Source organism: Mesopusillimonas faecipullorum (genome assembly GCF_020539505.1).
Lineage (GTDB): Bacteria > Pseudomonadota > Gammaproteobacteria > Burkholderiales > Burkholderiaceae_B > Mesopusillimonas > Mesopusillimonas faecipullorum.
Genome location: NZ_JACDXW010000001.1, coordinates 448233 through 459930 on the forward strand (window position 1 = coordinate 448233; position 11698 = coordinate 459930).

General features: G+C 55.9%; 11 protein-coding genes and 3 tRNA genes. 3 read left to right on the plus strand and 11 right to left on the minus strand.

All coding sequences use genetic code 11. The features are described 5' to 3' along the window. Position 1: 1 nt before the first annotated feature. Both H0484_RS02090 and H0484_RS02095 read right to left on the minus strand, forming a co-directional pair. Positions 2-1720 (minus strand): AMP-binding protein, encoded by a 1719-nt coding sequence (locus H0484_RS02090; protein WP_226952777.1) that lies wholly within the window; start codon positions 1718-1720, stop codon positions 2-4. Positions 1721-1757: 37 nt separating this feature from the next. Next, positions 1758-2924 (minus strand): ABC transporter substrate-binding protein, encoded by a 1167-nt coding sequence (locus H0484_RS02095; RefSeq protein ID WP_226952778.1) that lies wholly within the window; start codon positions 2922-2924, stop codon positions 1758-1760. A 132-nt stretch (positions 2925-3056) separates the two neighbouring features. Between H0484_RS02095 and H0484_RS02100 the strand changes: the two genes are divergently transcribed. Next, complete coding sequence (locus tag H0484_RS02100) at positions 3057-3869, plus strand: helix-turn-helix transcriptional regulator (RefSeq protein ID WP_226952779.1); 813 nt, start codon at positions 3057-3059, stop codon at positions 3867-3869. Positions 3870-3930: 61 nt separating this feature from the next. On the opposite strand, the gene H0484_RS02105 is transcribed toward H0484_RS02100, so the two are convergent. The 5 genes from H0484_RS02105 to H0484_RS02125 form a co-directional block, all read right to left on the minus strand. Next, positions 3931-4752 (minus strand): ABC transporter ATP-binding protein, encoded by an 822-nt coding sequence (locus H0484_RS02105; protein ID WP_226952780.1) that lies wholly within the window; start codon positions 4750-4752, stop codon positions 3931-3933. Next, on the minus strand, positions 4742-5620 hold the full coding sequence (locus tag H0484_RS02110) for an ABC transporter ATP-binding protein (RefSeq protein WP_226952781.1): 879 nt from the start codon (positions 5618-5620) through the stop codon (positions 4742-4744). The genes H0484_RS02105 and H0484_RS02110 overlap by 11 nt, the downstream gene beginning before the upstream one ends. A 5-nt stretch (positions 5621-5625) precedes the next feature. Further along, a complete protein-coding gene (locus tag H0484_RS02115) occupies positions 5626-6498 on the minus strand; it encodes an ABC transporter permease (RefSeq protein WP_226952782.1) in 873 nt (290 codons plus the stop codon). After that, positions 6491-7495, minus strand: a complete 1005-nt coding sequence (locus tag H0484_RS02120) for an ABC transporter permease (protein ID WP_226952783.1) — start codon at positions 7493-7495, stop codon at positions 6491-6493. The genes H0484_RS02115 and H0484_RS02120 overlap by 8 nt, the downstream gene beginning before the upstream one ends. Positions 7496-7610: 115 nt before the next feature. After that, complete coding sequence (locus tag H0484_RS02125) at positions 7611-9143, minus strand: ABC transporter substrate-binding protein (RefSeq protein ID WP_226952784.1); 1533 nt, start codon at positions 9141-9143, stop codon at positions 7611-7613. A 778-nt stretch (positions 9144-9921) separates the two neighbouring features. On the opposite strand from H0484_RS02125, the gene H0484_RS02130 reads away from it, so the two are divergent. After that, a complete protein-coding gene (locus H0484_RS02130) occupies positions 9922-10194 on the plus strand; it encodes an antitoxin (protein WP_226952785.1) in 273 nt (90 codons plus the stop codon). Then, positions 10191-10592 (plus strand): type II toxin-antitoxin system VapC family toxin, encoded by a 402-nt coding sequence (locus H0484_RS02135; RefSeq protein ID WP_226952786.1) that lies wholly within the window; start codon positions 10191-10193, stop codon positions 10590-10592. The genes H0484_RS02130 and H0484_RS02135 overlap by 4 nt, the downstream gene beginning before the upstream one ends. 217 nt (positions 10593-10809) lie before the next feature. Here H0484_RS02135 and H0484_RS02140 read toward each other — a convergent pair. The 4 genes from H0484_RS02140 to H0484_RS02155 all read right to left on the minus strand — a co-directional run bounded on the left by H0484_RS02140 (position 10810) and on the right by H0484_RS02155 (position 11647). Continuing rightward, positions 10810-10886: transfer RNA gene (locus H0484_RS02140), tRNA-Asp, on the minus strand. 26 nt (positions 10887-10912) lie between these two features. Next, positions 10913-10988, minus strand: a tRNA-Glu gene (locus H0484_RS02145). 106 nt (positions 10989-11094) lie between these two features. Continuing rightward, positions 11095-11170, minus strand: a tRNA-Ala gene (locus tag H0484_RS02150). Between the two features lie 171 nt (positions 11171-11341). After that, positions 11342-11647 carry a helix-turn-helix domain-containing protein gene (locus H0484_RS02155; protein ID WP_226952787.1) on the minus strand — a complete coding sequence of 102 codons (306 nt, stop codon included), beginning with the start codon at positions 11645-11647 and terminating at the stop codon, positions 11342-11344. Positions 11648-11698 lie beyond the last annotated feature (51 nt).

The window sequence follows — 11698 nt, forward strand, 5'->3', positions numbered from 1 at the left end:
GTCATTCCGGGATAATCAGCCCTAATTGTTCGGCGGCAATGCGGCGCAGTTCATTTTTTTTGAATTTGCCGCTTGGGGTCAAGGGAAAGGACTCTACAAACAGATAGTACTTGGGCACTTTGTAGCGACTGATGCCCTCTCGGCAATAAGTGCGCAAAGCGTCTTCATCCAAGTTGGAATCGACCGCACGGCGTACCAGCGCCACGGCTTCCTCACCCATATAGTCGTCGGGCACACCCACTACCGCCGCTTCTTCAACGTGCTCATGGCGCAGAAGAAACTCCTCTATTTCGACGGGATAGATATTCTCGCCACCGCGGATGATCATGTCTTTGACGCGACCGATGACGCGCACATAACCTTCAGCATCCATGCTGCCCAGATCGCCGGTACGGAACCAGCCATCGGCATCCATGGCCATCGCCGTCTTGTCAGGCATCTTGTAATAGCCTTTCATCAGCAAATAACCCTTGACCTGAATCTCGCCGGCTTCGCCAAAGCCCGCCACGCGACCGGTCTCGGTATCGACAATACGCACGCTGGTATGCGGCAAAGGCTTGCCCACCGTAGACGACTTTCTTTCAAAGCTGTCGTCAGCCAAGGTTTCGCAAACAATGGGGCTGGTCTCCGTCAGCCCCAACACGATGGTGGGGTTGCCGCCTATCTTGCGCGCCACTTCTTCGATAAGCACGATGGGTATCGAGGTGCCGCCGGTTAGCATTTTCTTGATGCTGCGGGTGTCGTAGCGACCTTGCTGGAAGCCCTCGTCGTTAAGCATGGCGATCAACATGGTGGGCACCATATTGATAATGGTGGGACGCTCGGCATGAATCAGCTCTAGCATCTTGCGGGCATCGAACCACACCGCCATGATCAGCGTGCCCCGGTTCAGCAAGGTGCTGAGCACATTGACCACACAACCCGCCGTATGAAAAAGCGGCATGCTGCACAAGAAGCGTTCGGCCTCGCCGAAGGGCAAGCGCAAAGACGTCAGCATGGCGTTATTCAGGGTGCTGTGGTGCGACAGCATGACGCCTTTAGGGTGGCCGGTGGTGCCGCTGGTGTACTGGATTTGCGCCACATCATGAGGCTGCACTGTGGCCTGACGTTGCGCCAGCTGTGCGTCCGTGACGTCTGCGCCCAGTTCCAACACACGCTGGTAACGCAAGCAGCCGGGCTTATCCACCTCACCCAGAATCACCACCTGCCGCAAGTGCGGCAGAGCCGCGCTTTGCAAAGGCTGCGCCACGGGATCAAGGCACTGCCCCAGTTCGGGCACTATGCCGTAGAGTGCCTCCAGGAAGGAATTGTTTCGGTAGGACTCGACCGTAAACAGGACTTTGATGTCGCCATTTTTCAGCAGGTAAGCCAGCTCGGCCTGCTTATAGCCGGTGTTGACGGTAACCAGCACCGCCCCGATCTTGGCCAGCGCCACCTCAAGAAACAACCATTGGGGCAAGTTGGGCGCCAGCACGGCGACTTTGTCGCCTGCCTGCACGCCCAAGGCCATCACTCCCTTGGCCAGCTGCTGCACCACCTCGTGCAATTGCCGATAACTGAGCCTGAGCTCAAGGTTCAGCTCGGGGTAATCGTAGACTACCGCCTCCCTGTCGCCCTCTGCCAGCACCGACGCGTCGAACATATCGCCTATCGTCGTATCCAGCAGCGTTACCCCTTCCGGCTGCCCTTCCCAATATGCCTGATTACCGGCCACACCCATATGCCTTCACCCTTCGCTTGTCGGGATTTTTTCCCTGTTATTTCACGTACACCCACTTGCCTTGCTCGATGCGAGCCAGCACCTGAGAGCGTTCGTCCACCCCGTTGTGGTCTTGCTCGCTGAAGTTGTAGACAGCGGTAGAAGTGGTCACGTCACGGCTGTTCTCTATGGCATCGCGCAAGGCTTTACGGAACTCGGGGGTTCCTGGTTTGGCGACTTTCAGCGCCTCAGGCAAAGCATGCTCTAGTATCAGCATGGCGTCCCAGGCCGATGCGGCAAAGATGCCGGCTGAACCTTCGCCAAATTTATCTTCGTACAGCTTGATGAAATCCAGGGCTCGCGCACGAATAGGGTTGGACTCATCCAGTTGCGCGGCCACCATCAAGGGCGAGAAAGCAATGTATGCCCCTTCTATGTCTTTACCGCCGACTCGCAGGTAGTCGTTATTAGCCACGCCTTGCGTCTGATAGACCAGGCCTTTGTAGCCTCGCTTGTTCAGCTCGATCTGTGGCAGCGCACCGGGTGTGCCGGCACTGATGATGAAAATTGCGCCAGGTTTCTTCTGCGCCAGCTTGCTGATCTGGGCGGTGACGCTTTGGTCGGTTTGGTTGTAACGCTCAACGCCGGCGATCTCTATGCCGAATTCGGGCGCCAGCTGCTGCAGGGTCTGCACATAACCTTCGCCATAAGCTGTGGTGATGGCAATAGCCCCCACGGACGTCACGCCATTGTCCTTCATGTGACGCAGTATGGGCTCGACAGCGTATTTCTCTGGGGCACTCACTTTGAAGGCCCACTTGCGATGACCATCCTGAGGCAACACGATGGCACTGCCGCCACCCAAGGAAATAACCGGCGTCCCTTGTTGCGCAGCCACTTCGGTAATGGCCAGGCTAGGCGGCGTCAGGCTAGAGCCTATGATGACATCGACGTTGTTCTCTGACACCAGCTTGGAAGCCGCCCGCGAGGCCTGCGTTACGTCGGTGGCATCGTTCAGCAAGGTCACGTTTACTTTCTCGCCGGCTAAGGTCTGGGGCCACAGTTGCACCGCATTCTGCTCGGGCAGGCCCAAGGAAGCACCCGGCCCCGTCAACGAAAGAATGACACCCACATTCAGGTCGGCACGCGCCCCTATGGGCAATGCCATGGCAAATAGTCCGGCGGACAAGACGCAACCGCGCCATGCGGTCAGCAACCGTTTCATAAGAGTCTCCTGGTCTTTATAATCGAGAGGCATGGAGCGCCTACCGAGGTTATGTTCCTAAGCCCAGATCGTAGCAACGACTGGCATAGATGGATGTCCTCAAAATGAAGGACACGAGAACAGGAGACTTGAATGAGACAATGGGAGCTTACCCCCGAGCCGGCCTTGGCCGAGCGCGACCTTGCCGCAGATATGTTCAACCACCTGGGCCAGGCTTCCTTCAGCGATGCAATCCTGGGCCAGATCAACGGCTACTTTCCTGCCGGCTCTTGCTCCCTATATCGCATTTGGCAAGACAAACCGCCCAAGCTGCTGTATTCGCATAGTTTCAAACGGCCCGACGTCACGCGAGACTGCTTCGAAGCCTACCTACAGCAAGGTCTGTATCAAACCGACCGCTCCTTCGACAACGTCCGTCGCGAGCGCCCGTCGCTGCTGCACAGCACCATAGAAGATTTCTGGAACCCCTTGCATCGCGAGCTGGTGTACCGCCGCAATCATGTGCGCGAACGTTTATCGCTGGCGCGCAAAGAGTCGGATGGCTCAGTCACCAGCATGAATTTATATGCACACAACGAGCACTCGGGCTACACCGAACGGCACATCGGCTACTTTCGCAAGCTGGCGCCGCTGCTCTTGGCAGGCGTAGAGCGCCATATTCAGTTGCCACGTGAAGCACAGGCCACCACGCACAATGCCAAGCGCGAAACCCTTTTCCGGATCAACCCCACCTTGACCGAACGCGAGCTTGATATCTGCGAACGCATTCTGTCCGGCATGACTTACGATGGCATCGCAGGCGAACTAGGCCTTAGCCGCGCTACCGTCATCACCTATCGCAATCGGGCTTTCGAACGCTTGGGCATACATTTCAAGAGCCAGCTGTTTGCGCTTTTGGCAAGCTCTACAGGGCCACAAACGACGTTAAAGCCGCTTAGCAACTAAGGGCTACAAGGGCTACGAACACGCTGCCGAGGTCATGGCACCTCGGCAGTTTCGGGTCCATTTATACCTGAACGGTATCAAACCAGCTTTCATCGATCTCCGGCAAAGGAATCGCATCGATCAAGGTCTGCGTAATAGGGCTTTGGGGTGCATCGAATACTTGCCTACAAGGGCCGGCTTCGGCGATAAGGCCCTGGTTAAGCACAATGACCTGCGAGCAAACATTGCGTATCACAGACAGATCATGACTGATGAAAGCGATGGTCAGGTTCATATCTTGGGCAAGTTGCTGCAGCAGGGTCAAGACCTGCGCCTGCGACGACACATCAAGGCCGGAAACGATTTCATCAGCAAGAATAAAGGCGGGATCTAACGCCACCGCACGGGCGATGCCTACACGCTGCCGCTGACCGCCGGAAAGCTCGTGCGGAAAACGCCCGGCAAAGGATGCCGGCAGGCCCACACGCTCAAGTGTTTCCAGAGCCCGTTTCTTGGCATTGGGCACACCATAGCGCTCCATGGGGTTGGCAATGATGCGCCCTATGGTATGGCGTGGATTAAGAGACGACATGGGGTCTTGGAAAATCATCTGCAGATCACGCCGCAGAGGCTTAAGCGACGGCTCGCTTAAGTGAGTGATGTCCTGGCCTTTAAAAGTAATGCTGCCGCCTGTGGGCTGCAGCAGGCGCACCAAGGCACGACCAGCCGTCGTCTTGCCGGAACCGCTTTCACCGACGATGCCGGTAATAGCGCCGCGCGGCAAGTCGAAACTCAAGCCCTTCAGAATCTCTATGCGCGGGGCGGGCCCAAACAAAGGCTTGCGCGCCATATCGGGTAGCGACAGCTGAAGATCGCGGACTCGGATGAGAGGTTCAACGGACATGGGCAGCTCCGCGATCATCGGCGGCAATTTCGCGCTGAAGCTGCGCGATCAATTCCGCAGGTACAGGGCGTAATGCTTCGTCGGGGTGGGTGTAGCGCGGCGTCGCCATAATAAGCGCCTGCGTATAAGGATGTTTAGGATGGCTGAAGATATCGGCGGTATCGCTGGACTCCATCACCTTGCCGGCAAAGAGCACCGACACACGCTGGCTAATCTTCGCCACTACGCCCATATCATGGGTCACAAACAACACGGCGGTCTGTTCTTGTTGTTGCAACTCTCGGATCAAGGCCAGTATCTGCTTTTGCACCGTGACATCCAAGGCTGTGGTGGGCTCGTCGGCTACGATCAGCTTGGGCCGTGGCGCAAACGCTGCGGCTATCAGCACACGTTGGCGCATGCCGCCCGACAACTCGTGCGGGTACGAGGCCATCACACGCTGTGGGTCACGTATGCGCACGCGATCAAGCAACTCCAGAGCACGACGCCGAGCATCATCGGCCTTCCAACCCAGACGCTTGATCAATCTATCTGTGATCTGCGGGCCGATGCGCCGAGAAGGGTTCAGCGCCGTCAGTGGGTCTTGGGGTATGAGGGACGCCACCGATGCAACCGCCTGGCGACGTGCGGCGGGCGACAGCGCATCGAGTTGATTGCCTTGCAGATTAATGCTGCCCGAAAGGGTTTGCACGCTGGGCGGAAGCACCCCCAGCACTGCCTTGCCTATCATGGACTTACCGGCACCACTTTCGCCCACGAGAGCGTGGACTTCACCGGGTTTGACGCTTAAGCTGACATCGCGCAAAAGCCGCGCGCCGCCCTTCAGGCCGAGAGTGAGCGATTGAATTTCTAGCGTAGGAACTGTCATGGCGCTTACCGGCTCAGGGGATCAAATTGATCCTTGAGGCCTTGGCCCAACTGACTGAAAGACAGTACGGTCAGGAACAGGACAACAAGAGGAAATACCAGCACCCACCAGGCGAAGTGCAGTGTGGCTCGGCCTTCTGCGATCATGCTGCCCCAGGTCGGCGAGTCAGAGGAAATGGACAGGTTAACGAAGCTGAGAATGGCTTCGACGATGACGGCAACCCCCATTTCGAGCGCCAGCAGGGCTGCAATGGTTGGCAATACATTAGGAAGCACTTCAGCCGCCAGAATACGCAGGCGTGTCGCCCCACCTATGCGTGCCGAATACACGTAATCCATGCGCGACTGCACCATGGTTTCAGCACGCACGACACGGGCGAAACGCGTCCAATCAATAATGGCAATGGCCAAGATGACTGAACCCAAGCCCGTACCCAAAACGGCAACCAGCAACACCGCGAAGAGCACTGGCGGGAAAGACATCCAGATATCGATGAATCGCGAAACAATGCGATCCGTCCAACCGCCGAAATAACCGGCCGCCAGCCCCAGCAACGACCCCGTCAGGCAGGCAGCGAAAGAGGCGGCAAGCGCCACCGCCAAGGCGATGCGGGCGCCATAGATCAGGCGTGAAAGCACGTCGCGGCCCAGGCTGTCAGTACCCAGAATATAGCTTGCCTCGGAGCCGCTGAAACCCAGCGGCGGCAGGCGTTCGAGCAACAAGTCTTGCTCTAGCGGGTTATGCGGCGCCAACCACTGGGCGCCTACCGCGGCCACAACCACGATCAGTATCCACGTTAAGGACAACCACAGCCTGGGGTTGGGTTTGCGTACACGAGCACGAGGCTGTGTCACGGCGGTCAGTGCAGCATCAGCCATGGCGCAGCCTCGGATTCAAAAAGGTATAAGCAATATCTACGGCAAGGTTCACCAGAATGAAGATGCAGGCGAACATCAGGACGATGCCTTGGATCAAAGGCAGGTCGCGGTTGATAACAGCATCAATCGCCATATTTCCCAAGCCCTCGTAGGCGAACAGACGTTCGATGATAACGGTGCCGCCAATCAGAAAAGTAAATTGCACGCCGATCAGGGTCAGGGTAGGCAAAGCGGCATTACGCATGGCCTCGCGCAAGATGACCTGGGTTTCGGTAAAGCCTTTGACGCGTGCCAACAAGGTGTAGTCCAGTTGCAGCACGTCTTTAAGACCTTGCTTGAGCAACTGCGAAATCACGGCAGCCAAGGGCAAGGCCAGGGCCAGCGCAGGCATCAACATATGAGACAGCAAGTCTTTCAACAGATCGAAGCGCAAGCGGAAAATGGATTCGATCAGGTAGAAATTCGTACTGAAAGGCAGATTCAACTGCGGCGACACGCGGCCTGAGATATGCAGCAAAGGCCACAACACGCCAAACAACAGGATTAACAGCAGCCCCCACAGAAAATCGGGGATAGACAGCGCTGCGCTGTTGAAAAGGTCGACGCCGCTTTCAACGCTTTTACCTCTTTCGCGCGCGCCCAACACAGCAGTGAAGCCGCCTATGGCAAGCGCGATCAGCAAGGCCAGTAGGGAGAGCTCAAGGGTAGCGGGCAAACGGCTCAACACCAACGAGGACACCGATTGCTTAAGGGTGATGGACGTACCGAAATCCCCCTGCAACACACCGCCGGCCCAAATCAAAAACTGTTCAAAAAGGGATTTATCCAACCCGTACAAGGCGGTCAGATTGGCGATGTCTTGTGGGCTGGCCCCGGGCGGCAGCATCATCGCAATCGGGTTTCCGGGTGCTACGCGTATCAACACGAACACCACAATAGCGACCCCCACTAGCGTGACCGCCATGGAAATCAACCGTATCAACAAAGTTTTCAGCATGGTGAAACAAATAAAAAGGCGGACAGGAGGAGTTCAAAAGGGGGGCAGCTCGCCCCCCGGGACTTCCTGAGCCGCCTTGCGAGTGAAACGGTATGCGAAGCCGCGCCTTGACGCTTTACTTGGCTGGCTTCATGTCGGCCGGCACCACGTCGCCGTGCGCCACAGGTTTGACCGTCACCTTATCGCTATGCACCACCGGCAGCACATACTGCACCAGCGGAATCACATAGCCTTGCTCCATGATGTAGGCATCCACGTCTTTCCAGCCCTGGATACGCTTGGCCTCGTCTTTCTCGCCCCACAGAGGGATCATCTTGTCTATGAGGTCTTGGGAATCCCAGACCGAGTGCGGCGATGGGCCGAACATGGCATGGCCTGTAGAGGTGGTAGGGTCACCAATGGCATTGCCCCAGTTATAGAAGGCGGCGGGCGCCAGCTGATCGGCGGCTCGCAGCTCGAAATGCTTGGCAATCTCGTAGATTTCAATATTGGCCTCTATGCCCACCCGGCGCCACATACCCACAATGGCCTGGATCATTTCGTAATCCTTGGGCTTGAGGCCGCGTGTGGTTTGGATGGTGAATTTCACCGGTTTCTCGGTGGAATAGCCCGAAGCCGCCAGCAACTCTTTGGCTTTTTCCGGGTCGTACGGAAACTGCAGATTGGCGTCGTAGGCTTCGTATTCGGGGGTTTCGAGCGTAGAGAGCGGCACACCATAGCCACGCAGCAAACGATCGATGATGAGTTTTTTGTCGATGGCGTGATGAGCGGCCAAACGAACATTTTTGTCTAGCATGGGCCCGACGTCGTTCAGGAAGATCATGCCCACGTCGGCCACAGGGAAGGCTTCGCCCTTAAGGCCTGCCTTTTGCTTGAGACGGTCGAATTCCTCGTAGGGGATTTCGAAGGTGACGTGCGAGCTACCGGACTCTACCTCGGCGACCCGGCTGGCAGCATCGGTGACGAACTTGATCGTGACGGTTTCGTAGGCGGGCTTTTCACCCCAGTAGTCTTTATTGGCCACCAAGCGCACATAGGCGCCCTGTTGGTAAGCGTCGATCTTGTAGGGGCCGCTACCGATAGGGGCTTTTTCAAAACCCTCGGGCCCGACTTTCTCGAAATACGCTTTGGGCAACACATAACCCGTCAGGAAAGCCATCCACTTGAATACCGTGGGTTCGTACTCGAGTACGTCGCCGGTAATTTCGTTGCCATCAATTTTGTAATTGCCGAACTTGCCCCACACGAATTGGCCGGGGTTGCCCGATTTGGGGTCGGCTGCACGTTCTAGCGACCATACAACGTCTTCAGGCGTGAGCGGCGTACCGTCATGCCATTTGACACCTTCGCGCACGGTCATGTGTATTTTGCTTTTATCGTCGGAGAAACCCCACTTGGTCAGCAAGCCGGGCGTAAAGCTGAGATCGGCCTCTTGATTGATGTAGCGATCAAACACCGAGAGATAGATGGCTTGAAGCTTGGGGTTGACCGCCGAAGGGCCTGTGGTGGGATCCCAGCTGGGTACGCCTATGCTGTAGGCAACCACCAGATTATCCGTGGTCTGTGCAAAGGCCGTAGGCAGACCAAACATGGTTAGGCCCGCAGCCCCGGCGCTGAGCTGCAGAAAATTGCGACGTGTGTGCTTCATTTTTGTTCCCTTATGACGCATAGACGGATAAAAACGACAAGCGGGATAACGGCAGACCTGCACAATTACCATCCGCGAACATAGCGAACAGCATAAAAGTTGAAGGTTGAAGTATCCACTGGTAATAACCCGACATAGGATGCTTACACTCTCCCGCCTCGTAGCGCACTCTTCTGCCGCCGATTCAGCAGCTTGCCGCCAAAGGCTTCGAATGAAATGGTGGATGACAAACATTCATATTCTTATGAACTGTAGCCATGCTCGCTGGCTTCTGCATCAGTAGCTCGCTGCTTTACGCGGGGTTGGGTCACGCCCAAAAGCCTGTCGCGGTCTTTACTTGCCTACTTGTCCATGGCGCCTTACAAACGTCACTCTGGCCCTCATACGTCCTAGCTCCATTATCCGAAAAACGTGTACGAATTTCGGACAGACGTTCTCTATGTCGGAAAGCCATGCCTGGCGCGGGTTTCCAGCCAAATCGTATTCCAAAAAACGTTAAAAACATGTCGATTTCATGCGATTTTGCGGACTTTTATTCCAAAGTTTTTCGAGACGATTTGGATGTGCAACCCCTCGTAGGCATCAACGTAAAAGGTCGAATTATTTTGTCAACAATGATGGTATCGAACTGAACCGAGCTGGCGTTCTTCTTACAGCGAGATACGATCACCCGTTGCTTGACGTAGTGGTGGCGCAGCAGATCGGGCGGAATCTGGCGGACCTTCTCTTTCGTACTGTTGGCATATACAATTTGGCATATACATATCGAGGTATTGCCATGACTATCTCTACTACCAATTCCAAGCCGCGTGAGGCCAAGCTATTTCGGAACAATCGCAGCCAGGCAGTCAGGATTCCCGCTGAATTTGAAATGCCGGGTGATAGGGTCCTCATCCGTCGTGAAGGCGCGCGCCTCATCATTGAGCCTGTGACTAAGCCTCGAGACATTGTGGCGCTACTGGACCAATGGAGGAAGAGCGAACCCCTTGCCCCTCAAGACAGGTTTCCCGACATCTCCGATGCTCCCCCAGCACCGGAGGAAGTTCTGTGAGCGGCTATCTTCTGGACACCAACATTATCAGTGCCTTGATGAGCGACCCTGACTGCGCAGCTGCTCGACATATCGAGCGTGTCGGTCCTCAGAAAATCTGCACCAGCATCATCGTTGCGGCGGAATTGCGCTATGGCTGCGCGAAGAAGGGCTCCGCGAAGCTGCTGGCCCGTGTGGAAAGCGTACTGGAGGTCATTCCCATCATCGCCTTGGATATTCCGGTTGACACCAAGTACGGTGGTATCCGCGCCGAACTGGAGGCGACAGGAAAGCCTATCGGTGCAAACGACTTGCTGATCGCGGCCCACGCCTACGCACTGGGTATGACTTTGGTGACGGCGAACACCAGGGAGTTTGAACGCATAAGCGGCCTGGCCGTCGAAAACTGGCTCGAATGAGGTAGTCGATTCGGATGATTTGACGTAAGCATCCGCCCAGGACATGAAAACCCTGTGAGATGTGGGCGGTGCCGTGGGCTACAACGAACAGGGCCGTTTATTTACCATTGAAGGCGCGGGCTTGTCGGTATAGGAAATGTCGGGAGTACTTCCTGCAAACCCCAAAAGGGGACGAAAAAAAACGCTCATCTTTCGACAAGCGTTTTTTTGAATTCTTTGGCGGAGCGGACGGGACTCGAACCCGCGACCCCCGGCGTGACAGGCCGGTATTCTAACCAACTGAACTACCGCTCCGCAGCGGCACTACTAAGCCAGATAACTGGCGTCCCCTAGGGGATTCGAACCCCTGTACCCACCGTGAAAGGGTGGTGTCCTAGGCCTCTAGACGAAGGGGACAGTACAAAACAAGCTGCATATTTTACCAGATTTTTAGCGTTTTGTATTCGGTTTGAATTAAAACGTCTGGAACCGTGTATGCGGGTACTACTCTTTACTAGATCACTGGTGGAGGTAAGCGGGATCGAACCGCTGACCTCTTGCATGCCATGCAAGCGCTCTCCCAGCTGAGCTATACCCCCGTTTCGTAGCATTTCTGCTTCGTTTGCAAGTGGTGTCTAGCAAAGAATTGAAATTATGCACTATTTTTTTTGTGTGTGCAAGTCACTCGTCAATTTTTTTTAAAAAGCGGTTTTTCGCCAGTACGGGCTTGGGCGACCGGGCTTCAGTCGCCCCCATACATTAATTAAGCCCTAGGCTGGATAAACATCGTCATCAGCCGCTTGCCCGCCCTCGCCTTCCCACTTATTCAAGGCGCGCACTTCTCGGCGACTGTATTTAAGTCGCACCCCTACCCCGCCCTCTGCACCTTCTTCAAGAAATACGGCGCCGGCCTCTTCGAGCGCACGCCGAATGCTCTGGCAGGACTCTTCATTAGGAAACACCCGGCCCGACTCGAAATCCGAGATTTCTTGCACAGCAACCCCGGACTCTGCCGAGAGCTGATCCCGGGACCACTCAATCAGTGCGCGTGCAGCGCGGCATTGCGAACCTGTCATAACCATTATCAATCCTCCGGTAAAAGAATGAAGACTGCATGCCGCGCAGGC